Below are 19,405 nucleotides of genomic sequence, written 5' to 3' on the forward strand. Positions count from 1 at the left end.
GGGGGATCCCGGTCCGGCTGCCGGAAGCCGGCCGGAGTGCCGACCACCGTCGGGTAATTTCCCGCCCGGCGCCTGGTCGTGACTGCTGCCCGGCGCACGGCGAGTGAGGTCGGAGGCACCCTTTATCGCGAATTCCCCCGATATTCCTCCCCAAAAGGACGGTCCGTCGCCGTTTCACCGCCGTCGCAACCCCGCCGGTGTTCGGCATTTCCGACGGGCGGCGGTCCTGGTGGGCATCCGAGGGAATTCCGGGGTGCGGCGGCCGGCGCCGGCGCAATTCCCCGGCCGGCCGCGGGAGGGCCGGGAGCGCCGCCGGCCGGACCGGTCCTACCACCAGTACGCGGGGTAGCGGGCCGTCCGGCCGCTGCGGCCGGCCAGGACGCCGACCAGTACCAGCAGCACGGTCGCCAGTGCCAGCATGCCGAGGAACCGCAGGGCGGGCGGCTGGGTCAGCACCACGATCACCGAGGTGGCGGCGGCCGGTGAGTGCGGCGTCCGGGCCGCCGCCATCGCACCGATCGCCAGGCCACCCGCGACGGCGGCCGTCCAGAGCGAGCCGCCGCCGACCGCGAGGGCGGCGAAGCCGACCAGGGCCGAGACCAGCTGCCCGCCCACGACGCTGCGCGGCTGGGCGAGCGGCAGCGCCGGCGCCGCCAGGACCAGCGCGGCGCTGGCGGCCAGCGGCGGGATCAGGACGGGCAGTGCCAGCAGCTTTCCGACCGCCACCAGCAGCACCAGTCCGGCCACGCCGCCCGCGGTGGCGACGGCGAGGAACGCGGCCGGCGGCCGGGCCGGCGCCTTGCTCGCGAACCGGGCGATCGCCGGCCGGGCGCTCGCGAATCGTGCCGAGCCGCGCCGTGGCCCGGTGGCTTCGGGGCTCGGGGCGGCGTCCGTGGTGGCGGTCGTGGCGGGTGCGGTCGTGGCGGGGGCGTTGGACATGGCGTTCCCTACGTCTGGGGTCCGTGACCCGACTCAAGATAATGTATGAATCTGGAAACTGGCATTAGTACTTGGTCGGGGTCGTCCGCCGGGGCGGCCACCCGGGTGGGTGCCCCGGGTTCCCGGGCCCGGCGCGGGATGATGGGGCGATGGACGGCGGTGGCACGGTGGACACACAGGCACAGGCCCGCGCGACGGCGGACGGGATGCCGCTCACGGGCGAGCCCCTCGCCCTTGAGCTGGTCAACACCACCTTCGTCCGGGGCGGGGTCCGGGGTGTCCTGGTGGACGCCCTGCGGACGCCGGAGGACCTCGGCCACTGGCTGGCGGCCCGGACGTCGCTGTTCAGCGACCCACTGCGGGCCGAGCTGTCCGGGCCGGTCGCGACCGGGGAGCACCTGGCGCGGTTCCGGGAACTCCGGCAGGCCCTGCGGGAACTCGCGGCGGACCAGGTCGCGGGGGTGCGGCCGGCCGACGCGCCGGTCGCCCTGCTGAACGCCTCGGCCCGGCTGGCCGTCAGCTGGCCGGAGTTCGCACCGGCGGCCGGCGGCCCGGTCCGGATGGTGACCCGGTGGTCCGAGCCGGATCCCTTCCTGGCCGCCCTGGGCGAGGTGGCCGCCGCCGGCGTCGGGCTCCTCGCCGGTGAGGCGGCCGAGCAGGTCAGGGCCTGTCCGGCGCCCGGTTGCATCCTCTACTTCGTGAAGAGCCACGGCCGCCGTGAGTGGTGCACGGTCGGCTGCGGCAACCGGGTCCGGGTGGCCCGGCACAGCAAGCGGCTGAAGGGGAACACGCCCTCGGGCTTGTCTGACAATTCCCGCCGCGCGCGCGACGCCGAGCATCCCAGCTGAACGCACCGCCGAATCGTCCAAGTACGTCCAGTACGAGGACGCTCCGGCGGCACGCCCAGCCGGGCGCCCAACGCCGCGCGCCGATGCGACGCGAATTGTCAGACAAGCCCTGACCGCCGCCCCGGACCGGCCGCCGGGCAGCGGCAGCAGCCGCCGCACTCCGGGCCCGCCGCGGGGCCCCGTACCCCCCGGTCCGAAAAGATCTTCGCGGCCGCTGTCGAGAACCGGGGCCGCCGTTCGACGTCCAGGTGGAGGCCGGAAACCCCCGGCCGGACGACGCGTCCGGCCGCCCCGGGCTCCGACCGGGACGCAGGAGGAGACAGCCATGCGATTCATGATGCTGGTCAGGTCGGACGCGCAGACCGAGGACGGCGCACCGCCCACCAAGGAGATCGTCGAGGCGATGGACCGCTACAACGACGAGCTGATCAAGGCGGGCGTGCTGCTTGCCGCCGAAGGGCTGCACCCGAGTTCCAAAGGCGCGCTCGTCTCCTACTCGGCGGCCGGGGCCACCGTCACGGACGGGCCGTTCGCCGAGGCGAAGGAACTGGTCGCCGGGTACTGGCTGATCCAGGTCTCCTCCAAGGACGAGGCGGTCCAGTGGGCCACCCGGATCCCGTTCGAGGAGGGCGCGGTGGAGCTGCGGCAGGTCTTCGAGGCGGCGGACTTCCCGCCCGAGGTGGTGTCGCCGGAGATCGTCGCCAAGGAACAGGCCTTCCGGGACGAGCCGCTGCGCAACGCCCCCGAGCGCTAGGGCCTGTCCGGCGCACGGGCGGGCAGCGCCTCGGGGTGACGCCGGCCGGGCGCGTCGATGGTGGCCCGGTCCGTGGCGAACTGCTCTGATGGGTGGCCGTGACGCCTTCCGAGGACAGCACCGCCGGCCCCGACGACCCCCGCGACCCGCCGGCAGCCCCGCCGTTCGACCCGGCCGCCCGGGCCGACGCGTTCGGCCCGGCCCGGCCCGCCGGTGGCCCGCCCGGTGGCGCCGAGGGGCGCCCGGCCACCCAGGGGCGCCCGGCCGCCGAGGAGGACGAGGTCGCCGGGGCGCGGCAGGTGATGGAGGCGCACCGGGCCGTCGAGGCGGTCTGGCGGATCGAGTCGGCCAAGGTCGTCGCCGCCGTCGCCCGGCTGGTGCGCGACGTCGGGCTGGCCGAGGAACTGGCGCAGGACGCGCTGGTCGCCGCGCTGGAGCAGTGGCCGACGTCCGGGGTCCCGCGCAACCCGGGGGCCTGGCTGACCGCCGCGGCAAAGAACCGGGCGGTGGACGCGCTGCGCCGCAAGGAGGTGCTGCGCCGCAAGATCGACGAACTCGGCCACGAACTCGCCGTCGAGGGGGACGGCGGCGGGGCGGTGCCGGACGTCGACGCGGCCCTCGACGACGACATCGGGGACGACCTGCTGCGGCTGGTGTTCACGGCCTGCCACCCCGTGCTGTCCACCGAGGCCAGGGTGGCGCTCACCCTGAGACTGCTCGGCGGCCTCAGCACCAAGGAGATCGCGCGGGCCTTCCTCGTCCCCGAGCCGACCGTCGCGCAGCGGATCGTCCGGGCCAAGCGGACCCTCGCCGAGGCGAAGGTCCCGTTCGAGGTGCCGCAGGGCCCCGAGTTGGCCGGCCGGCTCTCGTCGGTGCTGGAGGTGGTCTACCTGGTCTTCAACGAGGGCTACTCGGCGACGGCCGGCGATGACTGGATGCGGCCGGCGCTCTGCGAGGAGGCCCTGCGGCTCGGCCGGATCCTCGCCGAACTGGCGTCCGCCGAGGCCGAGGTGCACGGGCTGGTCGCCCTGATGGAGATCCAGGCCTCGCGGGCCGGCGCGCGGACCGGGCCCGCGGGCGAGCCGGTCCTGCTGCTCGACCAGGACCGCGGGCGCTGGGACCGGGTACTGATCGGGCGCGGACTGGCGGCGCTGGAGCGGGCGGAGGCGCTCGGGACCCCGCGCGGCCCGTACCGGCTGCAGGCCGAGATCGCGGCCTGCCACGCCCGGGCCCGGACCGCCGAGGAGACCAACTGGGTGCGGATCGCGGCGCTGTACGCCGTGCTGGCCCAGGTCACGCCGTCGCCGGTGGTGGAGCTGAACCGGGCGGTGGCGCTGGCGATGGCGTTCGGGCCGGCCCGTGGGCTGGCCCTGGTGGACGAGCTGACCTCGGAGCCGGCCCTCAAGGCGTACCACCTGCTGCCGAGCGTGCGCGGGGACCTGCTGGCCCGGCTGGGCCGGTCCTCGGAGGCGGCCGAGGAGTTCCGGCGGGCGGCCTCGCTCACCGGCAACGGCCGGGAGCGGACCATGCTGCTGGAGCGCGCGGCGGCCTGCGCGGACGCGGCGGAGGGCGGGGCGCCGTCGGCCGGCGGGGCCTGACCTTCGCCTCCGAGCCGCCTGCGGCCTCGTCGCCGCAGGAGCCCGTCCACACCATGAGCGGGCCGCCTCAGCGGATCAGCCGGCGCTCCTTGGCGGTGGCCACCGCGCCGGCCCGGGTGTCGACGCCCAGCTTGTCGTAGATCCGGCCGAGGTGGGTCTTCACGGTGGCCTCGCTGATGAACAGCGCCCGGGCGATCTCACGGTTGCCCAGGCCCTGCGCGAGCTGGGCCAGGATGTCCTGCTCGCGGTCGGTCAGCTGCGGCGCGGGCGCGCGCATCTGCGCCATCACCCGGGAGGCGACCGGCGGCGACAGGGTGGTGCGGCCCTGGGCGGCGGCGTGCACGGCGGCGAACAGCTCCTCCGGCCGCTCGGCCTTGAGCAGGTAGCCGGTGGCGCCGGCGCCGATCGCCCGGGTGATGTCGGCGTCGGTGTCGTACGTGGTGAGGACCAGCACGTACGGCGCGCCGGGGGCGCCGCTGATCCGCCGGGTGGCCTCCACCCCGTCGATGCCCTCGCCGAGCTGCAGGTCCATCAGGACGACCTGCGGGCGGAGCTTGGCCGCCAGCGCGACGGCCTCCTCACCGCTGCTGGCCTCGCCGACCACCTCGATGTCGCCCGCGCTGGCGAGCAGCGCGAGCAGGCCGGCGCGCACCACGGCGTGGTCGTCGCAGACCAGCAGGCGTACGGGCGAAGTCATGCGGCCTCCAGGGTCATGCGCGGTCCGGGGTCATGCGGCTTCGAGCGGGATCGCGGCGGAGACCACGGTGCCTTCGCCGGGGGAGCTCTCCACGGTCAGCGTGCCACCGAACCGGCGGAGCCGGGCGCGCATCGCGGGGAGCCCGTGGCCGCGGCCGGGCGGGCCGTCCGGTCCGGAGCCCGCCGGGGGCGGGGCGAAGCCGAGACCGTTGTCGGCGATGTCGAGGACGACCTGGTCGCCCAGGTAGGAGAGGGTCAGTGCGGCGGCCGTCGCGTCGGCGTGCTCCCGGACGTTGGCCAGCGCGCCCTGCGCGATCCGCAGCAGCGCGGACTGCGCGGCGGCCGGCAGCGGCGCGGGCACGCCCTCCAGCAGGAAGCGGACGGGCAGGCCGCTCTCCCCGGACTCGCGCTCGGCCAGGGCCCGCAGGGCCTGGTCGAGGGTGCGGCCGTCGGCGAGTTCGGCGGGGGCGAGGTCGTGGACGAACCGGCGGGCCTCGGCCAGGTTGCGGGCGGCCACCGACCCCGCGGTGCGGACGTGGCCGCGGGCGGTCGAGGGGTCGGTGTCCCAGGTGCGGTCGGCGGCCTGGAGCAGCATCTGCTGACTGGACAGGCCCTGGGCGAGGGTGTCGTGGATCTCCATGGCGAGCCGTTCGCGCTCGGCCAGGGTGCCTTCGCGGCGCTCGGTGGCGGCCAGTTCGCGCCGGGTGCGGACCAGGTCGTCGATCAGGGCCCGCTGCCGGGCGGCCTGCCGCTCCATGTACAGGAAGACCGCGGTGGCCAGGGCGGCCACCGCGGGCGGCACCAGCAGCTGGATCGGGTCCAGGGTGTGGGCCAGCCGGGCCTGGGCGACCACCACCAGCCCGGTGAGCACCGCCACCAGCGGGATCGCGGCCCGGGCCGGGAGGGCGCGCAGGGCGGTGTAGACGAGCGGGACGGCGCACCAGGCGAAGCTCGGCGCCAGCAGGACCAGCACCACCCAGAGCGCCACCACGGCGGTGAGCGGCAGCAGCCGTCGGCGGGCGGCGAACGGGTCGCCGCCGGTGGCGGTGTTCGCGTCGGCGCTCGTACCCGTGCCGGCGCTCGTACCCGTGCCGGCGCTCGTACCCGTGCCGGTGCCCGCGCGCGAGGTCGCGCCCCGGCCGGTGCCGGTCGGCCGGGTGCGGAGCAGCCACGAACCGGCCGGCTGAGCGACGGCGAGCGCGGCGCTCAGCCCGAGCACCCAGGGCACCCGCGGATTGCCCGGGTGGTGGCTCAGGTAGCGGACCAGCGAGGCGGCGAGCAGCAGCAGGAAGGCGGAGTCCAGCACCGCGGCCAGCCAGCCCGCGTCCGGGTCGCTGCCGGGACGGCGGGGGTGCTGCACCGGTGGCTCCTTCTGCTGCGGGGGCGGGCCCCGGATGTCTGTGGACGCCGGCGCCGGACCGGTGCCCGGGGCCGGGCGGCGGATTCGGCGGGCCGGGCCGGAGGCGGTCCCGACCTGGGCCGACACCACGATCCTGGCCCGCCCGGCCCACCCGCGCATCAGCCGATCGGTTGACCCCGCCGTCCACCATCATGCGTCGCGGGGCGGGCCGGAACGCCGACCCGGCGCGGCGCGATGCGGCACCAGGATCGAAGCAGAGCGGGAGCCGCCGAGCTCCGGCCCGATCCAACGAGGAGCTGGACCATGAAGAAGATCAGCATGCGCACCCGGGTACTGACCGGTGCCGTCGCGGCGGCCGCTCTCGGCGCCGGCACGCTCGGCGCCGTCTCCGCCAGCGCGGACACCGCGCAGACCCCGGCCGTGCAGGCTGCGGCGAAGGCCGACCCCCAGAACAAGAACCTGACCGAGACCACCGAACTGACCGTCGAGGCGGCCACCAAGGCCGCGCAGGCCACCCTGGACGCCGCCGCCAAGGCCGGCCAGCACGTCTCGGTCGCGGTCGTCGACCGGGACGGCATCACCCGGGTGCTGCTCAAGGGCGACGGCGCCGGCCCGCAGTCCCCGGTCTCCGCCGAGCGCAAGGCGTTCACCGCCGTCTCCTGGAACGCCCCGACCTCCGAGCTGGCGAAGCGCCTGGCGCAGGCCCCCAACCTGAAGGACATCCCCGGCACGCTGTTCCTCGCCGGCGGTGCGCCCGTGCAGGCCAAGGGCGCCCCGATCGCGGCGATCGGCGTGGCGGGCGCCCCCAGCGGCGACCTGGACGAGCAGTTCGCGCAGGCCGGTGTGGCGGCGCTCGGCAAGTGACCCGGACGCCGCCGCCCCGGCACCGGGGTGCCGAAATCACCCCGGCCAGGGCGGCCGGTCCGACCGGACGCCCTGACTCGCGGGCGCCCGACCCGCGGTCGCCCCGACCCGCGGGCGACGTGACCGCCGGGCGCGGTGCGGCGGCGCGGGCGGGACCGGCCGTCGGGCGGCGGACGGGCGGGGCGTCCAGCAGGATGGACGGCATGGCACATATGACCGAGCCCGAGTGGCGCGCGTTCCTCGGCGCCGGCACCCGTACCGCGAAGCTCGCCAGCACCCGCGCCGACGGGCGACCGCACGTCGCCCCCGTGTGGTTCCTGCTGGACGGGGAGGACATCGTCCTCAACACCGGGAAGGACACCGTCAAGGGCCGCACCCTGGCCCGCGACGGGCGGGTGATGCTCTGTGTGGACGACGACCGGCCGCCGTTCTCCTTCGTGCTGGTGCAGGGCACGGCGACGCTGAGCGAGGACCTCCCGGAGGTCCGCGCCTGGGCCACCCGGATCGCCGCCCGCTACATGGGCGAGGACCTCGCCGAGCAGTACGGGGAGCGCAACGGCGTGCCCGGCGAGCTGCTGGTGCGGGTGCGGATCGAGAAGGTGACGGCCCGGGCGGGCATCGCCCACTGAACGCCACGCCCGTACCGTCTGTCCGGGCGCGACCTCCCGTCCGGCCCCCGGTCCGCGCCCGCGCGCCCCTCCCGCGTCCGTCGGCGTGACCCCGGTCCGCGTCCGGCCGGTGGCGGCCACCGATTGTCGGTGCCGCGTGGCAGGCTTCCGGGCATGACGCCGTGGACCCTCATCGACATCGAACACGCGATCCGCTCCTCCTGGGGCGTCGACACCTGTGCGCCCGAGGACCTGGGCCGGTGGCATCCGGGGAATCCCGCGCGCGGGCAGTGCGGTGTGGTCGCGATGGTGCTGAACGACCTGCTCGGCGGCGAGCTGATGATGGGCGAGGTGCACGTCGACGGCGTCCGGACGGACCTGCACTGGTGGAACCGCTTCGGCGGCGGGGTGGAGATCGACCTCACCCGCGAGCAGTTCGACGCCTGCGAGCAGGTCGGCCCGGGCCGGCCCGTCGCCCGCCCGGAGCGGCCCGGCCGTCTGCAGGGCGAGTACGAGCTGCTGCGCGGTCGGGTGCTCGCCGCGCTGGCCGCCGGCGCCCGCGCCCGGGAGCACGGCCGGACGCCCGCCCACGCCGCGGCCCGCTGACCCCGCGTCCGTCCGGCGGCCGGACGGCCCCCGCACATCGGACGGCCCCCGCACACCGGCCGGCACGCGCTGATTCCCCGTCGGGGGCCGCCGACGGCCTAGGGTCTAACCGTCGCAGGGCGCCGGAGCGGGAAACAGGGAGTCAGCCATGTCCGTGATGACGGTCGGATTCGTCGGCCTCGGTGCGATGGGCCGGGGGATGGCATCGAGCCTGCTCGCGGCCGGCCACCCGGTGCGGGTGTGGAACCGCTCGCCCGGGCCGGTCGAGGAGCTGGTGGCCAAGGGTGCCACCGCGGCGGCCGGACTCGGCGAGGTCTACGACAGTGAGGTCGTCGTCTCGATGCTGCCCGACGACCGGACGGTGGAGGCCCTGCTGCTGGACGGCGCGCTGCTCGCCGGCGCCCGCACCGGGGTGCACGTCAACATGGCGACGGTCTCGATCGCGCTCGCCGAGCGCGCCACCGCGCTGCACGCCGAGCACGGCGTCGGCTACGTCGCCGCGCCCGTCCTCGGCCGGCCGGGTGTCGCGGCGGCGGGGGAGCTCAACATCCTGGCGGCCGGCGAGGAGGCGCTGCTGGAGCGGGTCGCTCCGGTGCTGGCCGCGATGGGCCGCCGGACCTGGTACTTCGGCGACCGTCCGATTCAGGCCAACACCGCCAAGATCAGCGCCAACTTCCTGCTGGCCTGCGCCATCGAGTCGATGGCCGAGGCGTGCAGCCTCGCCGAGGCGAACGGGGTGCGGCCCACCGACCTGGTCGAGATGCTGACGGGGACGCTGTTCCCCGGTCCGGTCTACTCGGGCTACGGGTCGATGGTCGCCGAGCGCCGCTACGAACCGGCCGGGTTCCGGTTGCCGCTGGGCCTGAAGGATGTCGGGCTGGCGCTGGCCGCGGGGGAGGCGCGCAACGTCCCGCTGCCGTTCGGGAGCGTGCTGCGGGACGCCTTCCTGGACGCGCTGGCCCATGGAGACGGTGACAAGGACTGGGCGGCCGTCGCCGCCGTCGCGCGCCGCCGGGCCGGCCTGCCGGACTGAGCCCGACCACTGTCGCTGTCGCCGCCGCCTCTGCCGTCGCCCCGTTCGCTGCCCGGTCGCCCCGCCCGCCGGGCCCGGGGCGACCGGGGCGCGCGGGCCGCGCGGGTGCCTCAATTGTCGTGTGCAGAATGGGATTCGGGCCGTGACGGAAGCCGGGGCATTCGGGTGCCGCGGAAGGGTGTGTGCGTTCGAGGGGCCCGGCGCCCGGCGCCCGCAGGGGGCGCGTCGGCGTGAATTCAGGCCTCCGAAGGCTGAGAACAAAAGCCTTTTGCTGTGACGGAGTTGGTCTAAACGGACACCGAATCTCCCATTCCGGGGCACAAGATGGTATCCGGCTACCGAATCGCACAGATCTTTCGGTATCGTCCGTCGGACTTCAGCTTCGCGGGGGCTCTGCTGCACGGCGGCGGATCCGAGCCGCGCCCTCCGGGACGACCCGGACTTCTTCGTGAGGTATCGCTTTGTCCATTCGTCGCAGTCTGGCCCTCGCGGGCGCCGTCGCGCTCGCCTCCTCCATCGTGCTGGGCGGTGCTCAGGGCGCGCTCGCCGTCGGGAGCGCCTCCCCGTCGGCCTCCGCCGCGGCCAAGGCCGAGAAGGCGGCGCACAAGGAACTCGACCTGTCCGTGAAGGGCGTGCCGAACGAGTTCTTCGCCGGTGGCGATGCCCGTGAGTTCACCTTCACGATCGACAACGCCACGGCGCACGACTTCGCCTTCGTGCCGCTGCTCAAGTTCAAGGACAACAAGGGCAAGCTGCGCGCCGCCGACTTCAAGGCCGAGTACCAGCTCCCCAAGACCACCACGTGGATCCCGACCGTCCCGCCGCCCGGCGTCGACGGCAGCGGTGACGACGCCGGGCTGACCGCCCTCGCCTCGCTGACCCCGGAGGGCGAGCTCACCGACGACAGCGTGCTCTTCGTGGGCAAGGGCACCAGCGTGACCATCAAGGTCCGGGTCGCCTTCACCGAGAACGCGCCGCTCGGCAAGGCCGCCGTGGTGCCGGTGGTGGTCTCCGCCGAGCTGGACGACACCACCCACGAGGCGAACGGCGACGGCGTCTGGTCCTGCGACCAGATCAAGGGCGCGGGCTTCACCATCAAGGCCCCCAAGCCGCACCCGAGCCCGAGCGCGAGCACGACCAAGCCGAGCACCAGCCCGAGCCCGAGCGCCACCGTGACGACCTCGCCGTCGGCCACCACGTCCCCCTCGACGTCGGCGTCCCCCTCGGCCACCGCCACGCAGAGCAGCACGCCCACCACCCCGGCCACCACGCCGGCCACCACGCCGGCCACCACCCCGGCCACCAGCCCGTCCGCCTCGACCAGCGCCCCGGTGCCGTCCGCCAGCGCCACGGACGGCACCCAGACGCCGGTCGACTTCCCGGTCAACGTCCCGACCGTCACCCCGCCGAAGATCACGGACGAGGCCGTCACCAAGGCCAAGGCCAAGGCCGACGCCGCCGCCAAGGACCTCGCCGCGACCGGTGGTGGCAGCGACAGCACCCCGATCGCCATCGCGGGCGGTGCCGTCCTGGCCGCCGGCGTCGGCACCCTCGTGGTGCTCCGCCGCCGCAAGACCGCTCAGGACAGCTGACCCCCGGTCACAGTCGACCCCGTTCACGGCCGCACTCGGCCGGGACCGGCCTGACGCGAGCCCCCGACTCCGGCCTTCCGCCGGGGTCGGGGGCTCGCGCGTTCCCCCCGGGCCCGGGCCGCCACCTCTTCCCCACCGCGCCTGCACAGGTCGTCCTTCCCGCGGGTCTAGGATGACCGGCCGACCCGGGGACGGCCCCGGGAGACCGGACGGCCGGGGAAGAGGTACACGTGCGCACAGCGAGTCCGGCCAGGGCCACCGGCGACTACGAGGCGGCCACCGGCCGGATCGCGGGCCTGCCGGTCCGCAGGCACCACGTCCTGCTGGTCGCCTGGACGGTGCTCTGGTTCCTGATGGTCGAGCCCAGCGGCGGCGTTTCCTGGCACTACCTGCGCCAGGGCGAGCAACTGCTCTTCGACCAGCAGCCCGGCGGCGGGCTCTCGCTCTACGCGCACCACCCGGAACTCCAGATCGGCCCGGTCAGCCTGGCCGCGGCCAGGCTGTTCGCGCCCTTCCCCGAGCACGTCGGTCAGGTGCTGGCCGAGGCGACGATGTCCGCGCTGGGCCTGCTGATGCTGGTGCTGGTCGGCCGTACCGCGGCCTGGTACTACCTGGGCACCGGCACCAACCACCGGCGCCTCCAGCAGCGGCTGCTGGTGGCCGGCCTGGCCTTCATCCCGATGTGGGTGGAGGTCTCGGTCCGGTTCGCGCACCTGGACGACGTCCTGGCGCTGTTCTTCACCACGCTCGCCGCGTACGCGCTGAGCCGGGGCCGGGCCACCGCCGTGGGCGTCTACCTGGCGCTGGCGGTGGACTCCAAGCCGTGGGCGCTGTCGTTCGTCCCGCTGATCCTGGCACTGCCCCGCCCGCAGTGGCGGCGTGCCGCGCTGTGGCTGTGCGCACTGGTGGCCATCGCCTGGCTGCCGTTCTACCTCGGTACTTCCGGCTCCTTCGCCGCCGCCAGGTTCACCATCCCCAACCAGGCCGCCTCCTCGCTGCGCTGGCTGGGCGTCTCCGATCCCGCGACCCCCTGGTGGGACCGGCCGGCGCAGGCCGCAGTGGGGCTCGTCCTCGGCACGCTGGCGGTGCTGCGGGGCCGCTGGCCGGCCGTCGTCCTGGTCGGCGCGAACGCCCGGATCCTGTTCGACCCCAGCGTCTACACGTACTACACGGCGTCGATCCTGCTCGGCACGCTGCTCTGGGACGCGGTCGGGCAGAAGCGCCTCGTCCCGTGGTGGAGCTGGATCGCGCTGGCGGCACTGTACGGGGGCACCCTGGTGATCCCGTCGGACCCGGTCTGCGGCCTGGTGCGGCTGGCCTTCGTGGTGCTCTCCACGGCGTACGTGCTGCTCCGGCCGGCCAAGCGGCCGCGCGGGCGCCGGAGCGGGTGGCCGGGTGGGCGACGGCGCGGGCGACCGGGCCCGCGCTCGGGTGTCCGGGCGGGGGCGGGACGGGTGCTGGCCGGCACCCGGGGCTGAGCACGGGAGCGTTCGGGGACGGGAGCGGTCGAGTGCGGGAGCTGCCTTGCACCGACCGTGCCGAGCCCGGCGCCGGGCGCCCGTACCCGGCCCCGCCCGTGGCCCGGCCCGGGGTCAGCCGGCGATCAGCTCCCGGGCGTCGTCCGGCACCGCGGCCGGCCGCACCGGGCGTCCGAAGAGCACCGGGAGCAGGGCCACCCCGGCCACCGCGCCGACCAGCTGGGCCAGGACGAAGGGCGGCACCGAGCCGGCCGCGATCCCGGTGCCGCTGCCGGTGAACATCCGGGCGACGGTCACGGCGGGGTTGGCGAAGGCGCCCGAGGAGGTCGCCCAGCAGGCCGCGGCGATCCACAGGCCGACCGCCGCCGGCACGAAACCGCCGCGGCCGCTCCGGACCAGGCCGAAGACCAGCAGGATCAGTACCCCGGTCGCCAGCACCTCGGCCAGCCAGAGGTGGACGCCGTCCCGGGCCCGCGCGGACACCTCCAGGAACGGCCGCTCGAACATCACGTTGGCCAGCCCCGTCCCGGTGACCGCGCCGGCCAGCTGCGCCCCGGCGTACCCGCCCAGCTCCCGGACGGTGAGGCCGGTCCCGGTGCGCCGTTCGGTCCACCAGGCGGCGGCCGAGACCAGCGGGTTGAAGTGGCCGCCGGACACCGGGCCCAGCACCGATATCAGCACCACCAGGGCCAACGCCGAGGCGGTGACGTTCGCCAGCAGCTGCACCCCGGCGTCCCGGCTGAGGGCGCCGGCCCGGATGCCGGAGCCGACCACCACGGCCGCCAGCGCCGCCGTGCCCACCGCCTCCGCGGCCAGTCGTCGGAGCAGGGGAGGCGCGGTGAGGGTCATGGCCACATGCTCGCGGGCGCCGCCGGGCCCCGGCAATTGGCTGCTCCGTCCAAAGCGGTCCCGCTGCCCGGGCCCCGGCTCGGAGAGTCGCACGGCGGTGTGTGCCCCGGGGGCGGGCGGTGCTCCCGGAAACTGGGGTTGACCCTCACGCGACGTGAGGCGGGAGGGTCGGTGGCAGCAGAAGGGAGCAACCCGAATGAGCACCGGCTACTCGGTGGGCCAGGTGGCGGGGGTCGCGGGCGTGACCGTCCGGACCCTGCACCACTACGACGAGATCGGCCTGCTGTCACCGCGCGGCCGCACCGCGTCCGGCTACCGCCGCTACGAGGACGCCGACCTGGACCGGCTGCAGCAGGTCCTGTTCTACCGCGAGCTCGGGTTCCCGCTGGAGGAGATCGCGGCGATCCTGGACGACGGCTCGGTGAGCCCGGCCGAACACCTCAGACGTCAGCACGGGCTGCTGACCGCGAGGATCGGCCACCTCCAGGACCTGGCCGCGGCGGTCGAACGAGCGATGGAGGCACAGAGGATGGGACACCGGTTGACACCCGAGGAGAAGTTCGAGGTGTTCGGGGCGGACTACCAGGAGAGCTGGGAGGAGGAGGCCGAGCAGAAGTGGGGCGGCACCGACGCCTGGAAGGAGTCCCGGCGCCGCACCACGCGGTACGGCAAGGCCGACTGGCAGCGCATCAAGGCCGAGATGGACGCCCTCAACGAGCGGCTGGTCCAGGCCCTGGCGGCGGGCCTCGCACCCGACAGCGGCGAGGCGATGGACCTCGCCGAGGTGCATCGCGGCCACATCACCGACAACTTCTACGACTGCGGCTACGCGATCCACCGCGGCCTGGCCGCGATGTACCTCGCGGACCCGCGTTTCACCGCCACCTACGAGCAGCTCGCCCCGGGCCTGGCCCGCTGGCTGCACGACGCGATCATCGCCAATGCCGACCGCGCCGAGGGCGCGGCCGGTGGCGGCGAGGGCGGTGGCGGCGAGGGCGGCTGAGGCCGGCCGGGGGTCACGCCACCGTACGCCCGAAGCTCCGCCGGTAGGCCGTCGGTGAGGTCCGCATGGCACGGCCGAAGTGGTGACGGAAGGTCGCCGCACTCTCGAAGCCGACGGCCGCGGCGATCTCCTCGACCGTCCCGTCCGGGGACTCCAGCAGCGGGAGGCTGGCGGCGATGCGCTGGGTGATCACCCAGCGCATCGGCGTGGTCCCGTTGCGGGCGGTGAAGTGGCGCAGGTAGGAGCGGTCCGACATCCGGGCGGCGCGGGCCAGCAGCGAGACGGTGAGCGGGGAGCAGAGGTGCCCGATCGCCCACTGCATGCTGCGCGCGATCCCGTCGTCCTCCTCCTCCACCGGGTTGACCGCCGCCTCGATGAACTGGGCCTGGCCGCCGTCGCGGTGCGGCGGGACGACGAACCGGCGGGCCACGCTGTTGGCGACCTTGGCGCCGTGGTCGCGCCGGACCAGGTGCAGGCAGAGGTCGATGCCGGCCGCGCTGCCCGCGCTCGTCAGCACCTCGCCGCTGTCGACGTACAGGACGTCCGGGTTGACCCGGACCAGCGGGTACCGCTGCTGGAGGAGGTCGGCGTACCGCCAGTGGGTGGTGGCCTCCTGTCCGTCCAGCAGGCCGGCGGCGGCGAGGGCGAACGCGCCGGAGCAGATCGAGACGATCCGGGCCCCGCGCCCGTGGGCGGTCCGCAGGGCGGCGACCAGCTCGGGCGACACCGTGCCGCCGAACGCGTTGGGCACCCCGGGGACGACCACCGTGTCGGCCGCGGCGAGTTCGTCCAGTCCGTGGTGGGCGGTGAGGGAGAACCCGCCGACCGCGCCGAGCGCGGCGCCGGGCCGGTCCGCGCAGACCTTGAGGCCGTACCAGGGGGCCGCCAGCAGACCGCCGAGTTCGGGCCGGGCGAGGGCGAACACCTCGACCACCACCCCGAGTTCGAACGGTGTCATGCCGTCGAAGGCGTACACGGCGACGTCGTGCACCGGCTCCGGGCGGCGGCCGATGGTGACGGCCACTGGTCCGGCCGCGGTGGCCGGCGGTCCGGAGGTCTGCTGCTCGGCCACGGGATCCCCCTGATCGAGTGGGTTGGCGGGATGTTGGCGAGTGTAGTCGCTCCCGCCACGGTCGGGGCGGGTGCCCGGCGGCGGAGGATCGACTCGTCGCAGCAGGGAGCGCCGCCGACCCCCAGGAGCCCGGACATGACCGCCTCGGCGGCCGACCTGGGACTGGTCTGCTGACGTCCGGTCATGGCCCGCTGGGCGTTCTCCGCCGCCCTGCCCCGGCCCGATGTCCTCGCCCGCTGTCCCCGGCCCGGCGTCGTCCGGAAAAAAGTCCGAAGCCGCCTGCAACCTCGGCGGGGGACGGACGTCCATACAAGTGGGGGCGGCGTGGCCGGTGGCGACGACGCTGACACAATCACAGCGATCACGACCTTGATCACTTGTCCTGACCGCGGCGATGGGCCCATCGCCGCGGTCCTGGGGGAAAGCGAAACTGTAGATGTCCATGGCCATCGCGCCGGCAGGGGCACCCCACGGGGGGCGTGTCGTCACTCTCCGGGGCCTGCTGAAGCTGCTCCTCGGTGCCCGGTCGGCGGCGGAGAGCGGTGGGGAGCCGCTCGGCGGGCCGGCCGTCGAGCAGGAGGCGACCCAGCGGCGATCGGGTTTCCGGCTGCTGCGGGGCGGGCGCAAGCCCGCCGAGGAGAAGCCCACCCTGACCGACCTCTACCATGCCCACCGGCTCGGCCTGGTGCGGATGGCCGTCCTGCTGGTCGACCATCAGGACCTCGCCGAGGATGTGGTGCAGGAGGCTTTCACCGCCCTCTACCAGCGGCACGGCGAGGAGCTGGACGACCTCGACAACGCGCTCGGATACCTGCGTACCTCGGTGGTCAACGGCGCCCGTTCGATGCTGCGCCGCCGCAAGACGGCCCGGGAATACGTGCCGCCGCACGAGGCGGACGCACCCTCGGCCGAGGACCACGCCGTCCTGAACGACGAGCACCGCCGCGTGTTGGTGGCGTTGCAGGAGCTGACCTCGCGCCAGCGTGAGGTGCTGGTGCTGCGCTACTGGTCCGACATGTCGGAGGCGCAGATAGCCGAGACCCTGGGGCTGTCCCGGGGCGCCGTGAAGTCCACCGCGAGTCGGGCCCTGGACGCCCTTGAGAAGCAGCTGGAGAAGGTCCGATGAGCAAGAAGCATCCCCGGTCGCTCGACGGCGACGACGGGCAGGGCGGCACCCCGATGGAACGCCTGCTCCGCGATGCGCTGGAGGCGCGCGCGGGGCAGATCACCGCGCACGACCTGCGCCCGGCCGCCCCGCCGAGCCGTCGGGTCCGCCGGCTACGGCCGGTCTACGTCGCCGCGGTCCCGCTCTTCGGACTCGCCGCCGCGCTGGCGTTCAGCGTCCTCGGATTCCGGGGTGACAACGCGGCCCAGCACCATGACGCGCCGCCGGCCGCCACGATCAGCGGCAGTCCGGTGCCCACGGTGAGCGAGGGACCCAGCCCGAGTGCTTCGCCGACCGCCTCCGTCACCACGGCCTCCCCGTTGACCCCGCCGGAGGACCTGGCGTCCTCGACCAGTACGACGCCGGGCAGTGGCGCGGCGGTTCCGTACAACTTCCGGGGTGTCAAGTTCAAGGTGCCCGCGGGGTGGACGGTGCCCACGCAGGATCCGGCGCGCAACAGCCTGTGCATCCTGAGCCCGGGGGCGCCGGCCGGGGCGAGTGCCGAGAGCTGCGAGCCGTACGGCGTCACCCTGACCGCGTACAGCACGGCCGAGGAGGTCCAGGTCGGGTTGTGGCCGTCGATGGCGGACCTGGACTCGGACTCCGGCTGGAGCAGCCAGCCGTACTGCCCGGTCTGGGGCAACCCGCACGCCATCGGCAGCGGTGACGCCCTCAAGACGGTCGGCAAGGTCGTCCGGACCAGGGACATCGTGGCCAGCAAGACCATCAGCAAGACGCAGTGGCAGGTCTCCTGCAACAGCAAGGAGAACTTCACCGCGCAGCTGTGGGGCCTCGCCGACGACCAGGTGTACGTGGCCGCGATCGGGCTGAAGCCGGAGTACCAGGCCGATCTGGTCTCCATCCTGGACACCCTCGACCTGAGCTCCCGGCCCGCGCCCGCCGGCAAGGCGCACCAGAACGACATCGCGGTCACGGTGGAGGGCCTGAACCCCGGTCAGTCGGTGCCGAACGACGGAACGATGGTCCAGGTGTCGGTCACCTTCCGCAACACCAGCCAGACCAACTACCCCGCGGTGCACCCCCTGCTCTTCGCCGAGTGGTACGCGGGTTCGCCGGGCGAGGTGGTGTCGATGACCGCCGGATCGCTGGAGCGGATGGACGGTACCGCCTGGAAGGCGCTGGGCCTCGGGGTCGGCAGCGGCATGGACTACGCGACGCAGGGCAAGGACGCGGCCTTCCCACTGGCGCCGGGTCAGAGTCGGACCGTGAAATACCGGATGAAGCTGACGCGTGAGGACGGCGCGGGTGTGCTGCCCGTGACCGCGCAGGCGGTGCTGCCCTACGACGGGAGCGGCGAGCTGGCCGTCCGCGGCCAGAAGAGCACTCCGGTGCGGGTGGTCGTGAAGTAGGACGTTCGGCCGCGGGCCGCCTTGCAGCAGGGCGGCCCGCGACCGGCCAGGGCGCCGAGTACGGACGCGGGGCCGAAGGGGCGTTGTGAGCTGGGATTTCCCGGCTCACGGCGCCCCTTTTCGGTACCTGCGACGGGGCACGTGGACAGGTCCGGAAAAGTTCTTCGGATCGACCTGCAACCTCCCGGGGGGATGCACGTCTATCAGGGTGAGGGCCAGCGAGGCGGACCGGCGAGATGGAGCCGGGGGGCAGGCCGGCCGCCTCGTCGAGTCAAAACTTCCGTGACCACGTCCCAGGGGGATCTGCATCATGAACGCGTCCGTTATCAACCGCTTTGCGAAGATCGTCACCGCCGGCTCCGCCAAGGGCCGCTCCCGCCGCCTGGCCCTCACCCTGCCGCTGGCCGCCGTCATCGCCACCGGCGCCGTCGGCTGCACCCCCGACACCACCAACAACGCCGCCCCCAGCACCGCACCCACCCTCAGCGCCCCGGCCGCCGCACCGAGCACCCCCGCACCCACCGCCACCACCCCGGCCCCCGCGCCGTCGGCGACCGCCACCCCCACCGCCACCCTCACCGAGACCCCGGCCCCCGCCCCGAGCACCACCACCCCGGCGGCCCCCGCCGCCGCCAAGACCCCCGCCACCAAGACCCCGGCGAGCGTGGTCAAGCCCGACGGCGGCATCGAGATCCGCTTCGACGGCCTCAACACCGGCCAGAAGATCGAGGCCGGCGGCGCCACCGTCTCCTTCACCGTCACCTGGACCAACACCGGCACCAAGCGCTACGACAACGTCGTGCCCGTCGTCGCCTCCCAGCTGTACGAGGGCGCCCCCTGCTCCCAGGTCCTCGCGATGGCCGACGGCACCATCGAGCGCAAGGACGGCAACACCTGGCACGAGTTCCCGATCAGCCAGGGCGGCGGCATGGACTACGTCACCACCGGCAGGGCAGCCGCCTTCCCCCTCGCCTCCGGCGCCAGCCGCACCATCCAGTACCGCATCCACCTGGACGCCGACAACCGCCCCGGCACCCTGGCCGTCGAGGCCGGCTCCTACGGCAGCACCACCACCTTCAACGAGATCGGCAAGAAGAAGGTCGTCGACACCAAGGTCGTCGACACCCACATGCCCAAGGTCACCGTCACCGGCGCCCCCGGCGCCCTCGTGGTCGGCAAGCAGGCCGCCCAGTACACCGTGAAGGTCACCAACCCCACCAAGGCCGCCTTCCGCCAGGTCGCCCCGACGATCTCCCTGCCCACCGTGGTCGACCCCGCCTCCGGCGACTACACGAAGCACTTCATCGAGCCCGCCGACCTCGTCGTCGAGGTCCAGGACCACGGCCAGTGGCGCCCGCTCGCCGTCGACTACGACTGCGACGGCAACCTCGCCATCGACGCCGCCTCCCTCAACCGCGCCCTGCCCGCCGGCGCCACCACCGACTACACCTTCCGCGTCGGCGTCGACAAGGGCTGGACCACCGGCAACAAGTTCAACCTCGCCATCGGCGCCACCGCCGACCAGCACGCCGCCACCACCGTCAACGTCACCCCGTCGGTCACCGGCTGA

At 74.4% G+C, this 19,405-nt stretch carries 18 protein-coding genes; 13 read left to right on the forward strand and 5 right to left on the reverse strand.

Annotated features, from left to right (window positions below; genetic code table 11):
- Positions 1-327: 327 nt before the first annotated feature.
- The gene (locus tag OG689_RS21710; RefSeq protein WP_323189318.1) at positions 328-939 is read right to left on the reverse strand and encodes an HPP family protein; all 612 of its coding nucleotides are present in this window, start codon (positions 937-939) and stop codon (positions 328-330) included.
- A gap of 149 nt (positions 940-1,088) precedes the next feature.
- Between OG689_RS21710 and OG689_RS21715 the strand changes: the two genes are divergently transcribed.
- The 3 genes from OG689_RS21715 (at position 1,089) to OG689_RS21725 (ending at position 4,139) form a co-directional block, all read left to right on the forward strand.
- Positions 1,089-1,787, forward strand: a complete 699-nt coding sequence (locus OG689_RS21715; RefSeq protein WP_266322584.1) for an ABATE domain-containing protein — start codon at positions 1,089-1,091, stop codon at positions 1,785-1,787.
- Positions 1,788-2,112: 325 nt separating this feature from the next.
- Positions 2,113-2,541, forward strand: a complete 429-nt coding sequence (locus OG689_RS21720; protein ID WP_266322585.1) for a YciI family protein — start codon at positions 2,113-2,115, stop codon at positions 2,539-2,541.
- A 302-nt stretch (positions 2,542-2,843) separates the two neighbouring features.
- The gene (locus OG689_RS21725) at positions 2,844-4,139 is read left to right on the forward strand and encodes an RNA polymerase sigma factor (RefSeq protein WP_266327333.1); all 1,296 of its coding nucleotides are present in this window, start codon (positions 2,844-2,846) and stop codon (positions 4,137-4,139) included.
- A 67-nt stretch (positions 4,140-4,206) separates the two neighbouring features.
- Here OG689_RS21725 and OG689_RS21730 read toward each other — a convergent pair whose 3' ends face one another.
- Entirely contained in the window at positions 4,207-4,836 is a 630-nt protein-coding gene (locus OG689_RS21730; protein ID WP_266322586.1) for a response regulator transcription factor, read from the reverse strand.
- A 30-nt stretch (positions 4,837-4,866) separates the two neighbouring features.
- A complete protein-coding gene (locus tag OG689_RS21735) occupies positions 4,867-6,195 on the reverse strand; it encodes a sensor histidine kinase (protein ID WP_266322587.1) in 1,329 nt (442 codons plus the stop codon).
- Between the two features lie 303 nt (positions 6,196-6,498).
- Between OG689_RS21735 and OG689_RS21740 the strand changes: the two genes are divergently transcribed.
- The 6 genes from OG689_RS21740 (at position 6,499) to OG689_RS21765 (ending at position 12,376) form a co-directional block, all read left to right on the forward strand.
- Positions 6,499-7,059 carry a heme-binding protein gene (locus tag OG689_RS21740; RefSeq protein WP_073929106.1) on the forward strand — a complete coding sequence of 187 codons (561 nt, stop codon included), beginning with the start codon at positions 6,499-6,501 and terminating at the stop codon, positions 7,057-7,059.
- Positions 7,060-7,262: 203 nt separating this feature from the next.
- Complete coding sequence (locus OG689_RS21745; RefSeq protein WP_266322588.1) at positions 7,263-7,688, forward strand: PPOX class F420-dependent oxidoreductase; 426 nt, start codon at positions 7,263-7,265, stop codon at positions 7,686-7,688.
- A gap of 153 nt (positions 7,689-7,841) precedes the next feature.
- On the forward strand, positions 7,842-8,273 hold the full coding sequence (locus tag OG689_RS21750; protein ID WP_266322589.1) for a hypothetical protein: 432 nt from the start codon (positions 7,842-7,844) through the stop codon (positions 8,271-8,273).
- Between the two features lie 148 nt (positions 8,274-8,421).
- Positions 8,422-9,306, forward strand: a complete 885-nt coding sequence (locus tag OG689_RS21755; protein ID WP_266322590.1) for an NAD(P)-dependent oxidoreductase — start codon at positions 8,422-8,424, stop codon at positions 9,304-9,306.
- A 461-nt stretch (positions 9,307-9,767) separates the two neighbouring features.
- Positions 9,768-10,898: an LPXTG cell wall anchor domain-containing protein gene (locus OG689_RS21760; RefSeq protein ID WP_266322591.1), complete on the forward strand. Its 1,131-nt coding sequence runs from the start codon at positions 9,768-9,770 to the stop codon at positions 10,896-10,898.
- A 353-nt stretch (positions 10,899-11,251) separates the two neighbouring features.
- Entirely contained in the window at positions 11,252-12,376 is a 1,125-nt protein-coding gene (locus OG689_RS21765) for a hypothetical protein (protein WP_266327335.1), read from the forward strand.
- A 114-nt stretch (positions 12,377-12,490) separates the two neighbouring features.
- On the opposite strand, the gene OG689_RS21770 is transcribed toward OG689_RS21765, so the two are convergent.
- Positions 12,491-13,225: an aquaporin gene (locus OG689_RS21770; protein WP_266322592.1), complete on the reverse strand. Its 735-nt coding sequence runs from the start codon at positions 13,223-13,225 to the stop codon at positions 12,491-12,493.
- 196 nt (positions 13,226-13,421) lie between these two features.
- On the opposite strand from OG689_RS21770, the gene OG689_RS21775 reads away from it, so the two are divergent.
- The gene (locus tag OG689_RS21775) at positions 13,422-14,228 is read left to right on the forward strand and encodes a MerR family transcriptional regulator (protein WP_266322593.1); all 807 of its coding nucleotides are present in this window, start codon (positions 13,422-13,424) and stop codon (positions 14,226-14,228) included.
- A 13-nt stretch (positions 14,229-14,241) separates the two neighbouring features.
- On the opposite strand, the gene OG689_RS21780 is transcribed toward OG689_RS21775, so the two are convergent.
- Positions 14,242-15,300 (reverse strand): helix-turn-helix domain-containing protein, encoded by a 1,059-nt coding sequence (locus tag OG689_RS21780; protein WP_266322594.1) that lies wholly within the window; start codon positions 15,298-15,300, stop codon positions 14,242-14,244.
- 442 nt (positions 15,301-15,742) lie between these two features.
- On the opposite strand from OG689_RS21780, the gene OG689_RS21785 reads away from it, so the two are divergent.
- The 3 genes from OG689_RS21785 to OG689_RS21795 all read left to right on the forward strand — a co-directional run bounded on the left by OG689_RS21785 (position 15,743) and on the right by OG689_RS21795 (position 19,405).
- Complete coding sequence (locus tag OG689_RS21785; protein WP_266322595.1) at positions 15,743-16,426, forward strand: SigE family RNA polymerase sigma factor; 684 nt, start codon at positions 15,743-15,745, stop codon at positions 16,424-16,426.
- Positions 16,423-17,835: a hypothetical protein gene (locus tag OG689_RS21790; RefSeq protein WP_266322596.1), complete on the forward strand. Its 1,413-nt coding sequence runs from the start codon at positions 16,423-16,425 to the stop codon at positions 17,833-17,835. The genes OG689_RS21785 and OG689_RS21790 overlap by 4 nt, the downstream gene beginning before the upstream one ends.
- A gap of 310 nt (positions 17,836-18,145) precedes the next feature.
- Complete coding sequence (locus tag OG689_RS21795) at positions 18,146-19,405, forward strand: hypothetical protein (protein ID WP_266322597.1); 1,260 nt, start codon at positions 18,146-18,148, stop codon at positions 19,403-19,405.

This window comes from Kitasatospora sp. NBC_00240 (assembly GCF_026342405.1).
Taxonomy (GTDB): Bacteria; Actinomycetota; Actinomycetes; order Streptomycetales; family Streptomycetaceae; genus Kitasatospora.

Excerpts from the sequence above, each read along its gene's own strand:
- OG689_RS21710 (WP_323189318.1), bottom strand. The coding sequence starts at position 939 with ATGTCCAACGCCCCCGCCACGACCGCACCCGCCACGACCGCCACCACG.
- OG689_RS21715 (WP_266322584.1), top strand. The coding sequence starts at position 1,089 with ATGGACGGCGGTGGCACGGTGGACACACAGGCACAGGCCCGCGCGACG.
- OG689_RS21720 (WP_266322585.1), top strand. The coding sequence starts at position 2,113 with ATGCGATTCATGATGCTGGTCAGGTCGGACGCGCAGACCGAGGACGGC.
- OG689_RS21725 (WP_266327333.1), top strand. The coding sequence starts at position 2,844 with ATGGAGGCGCACCGGGCCGTCGAGGCGGTCTGGCGGATCGAGTCGGCC.
- OG689_RS21730 (WP_266322586.1), bottom strand. The coding sequence starts at position 4,836 with ATGACTTCGCCCGTACGCCTGCTGGTCTGCGACGACCACGCCGTGGTG.
- OG689_RS21740 (WP_073929106.1), top strand. The coding sequence starts at position 6,499 with ATGAAGAAGATCAGCATGCGCACCCGGGTACTGACCGGTGCCGTCGCG.
- OG689_RS21745 (WP_266322588.1), top strand. The coding sequence starts at position 7,263 with ATGGCACATATGACCGAGCCCGAGTGGCGCGCGTTCCTCGGCGCCGGC.
- OG689_RS21750 (WP_266322589.1), top strand. The coding sequence starts at position 7,842 with ATGACGCCGTGGACCCTCATCGACATCGAACACGCGATCCGCTCCTCC.
- OG689_RS21755 (WP_266322590.1), top strand. The coding sequence starts at position 8,422 with ATGTCCGTGATGACGGTCGGATTCGTCGGCCTCGGTGCGATGGGCCGG.
- OG689_RS21765 (WP_266327335.1), top strand. The coding sequence starts at position 11,252 with ATGGTCGAGCCCAGCGGCGGCGTTTCCTGGCACTACCTGCGCCAGGGC.
- OG689_RS21770 (WP_266322592.1), bottom strand. The coding sequence starts at position 13,225 with ATGACCCTCACCGCGCCTCCCCTGCTCCGACGACTGGCCGCGGAGGCG.
- OG689_RS21775 (WP_266322593.1), top strand. The coding sequence starts at position 13,422 with ATGAGCACCGGCTACTCGGTGGGCCAGGTGGCGGGGGTCGCGGGCGTG.
- OG689_RS21785 (WP_266322595.1), top strand. The coding sequence starts at position 15,743 with ATGGCCATCGCGCCGGCAGGGGCACCCCACGGGGGGCGTGTCGTCACT.
- OG689_RS21790 (WP_266322596.1), top strand. The coding sequence starts at position 16,423 with ATGAGCAAGAAGCATCCCCGGTCGCTCGACGGCGACGACGGGCAGGGC.
- OG689_RS21795 (WP_266322597.1), top strand. The coding sequence starts at position 18,146 with ATGAACGCGTCCGTTATCAACCGCTTTGCGAAGATCGTCACCGCCGGC.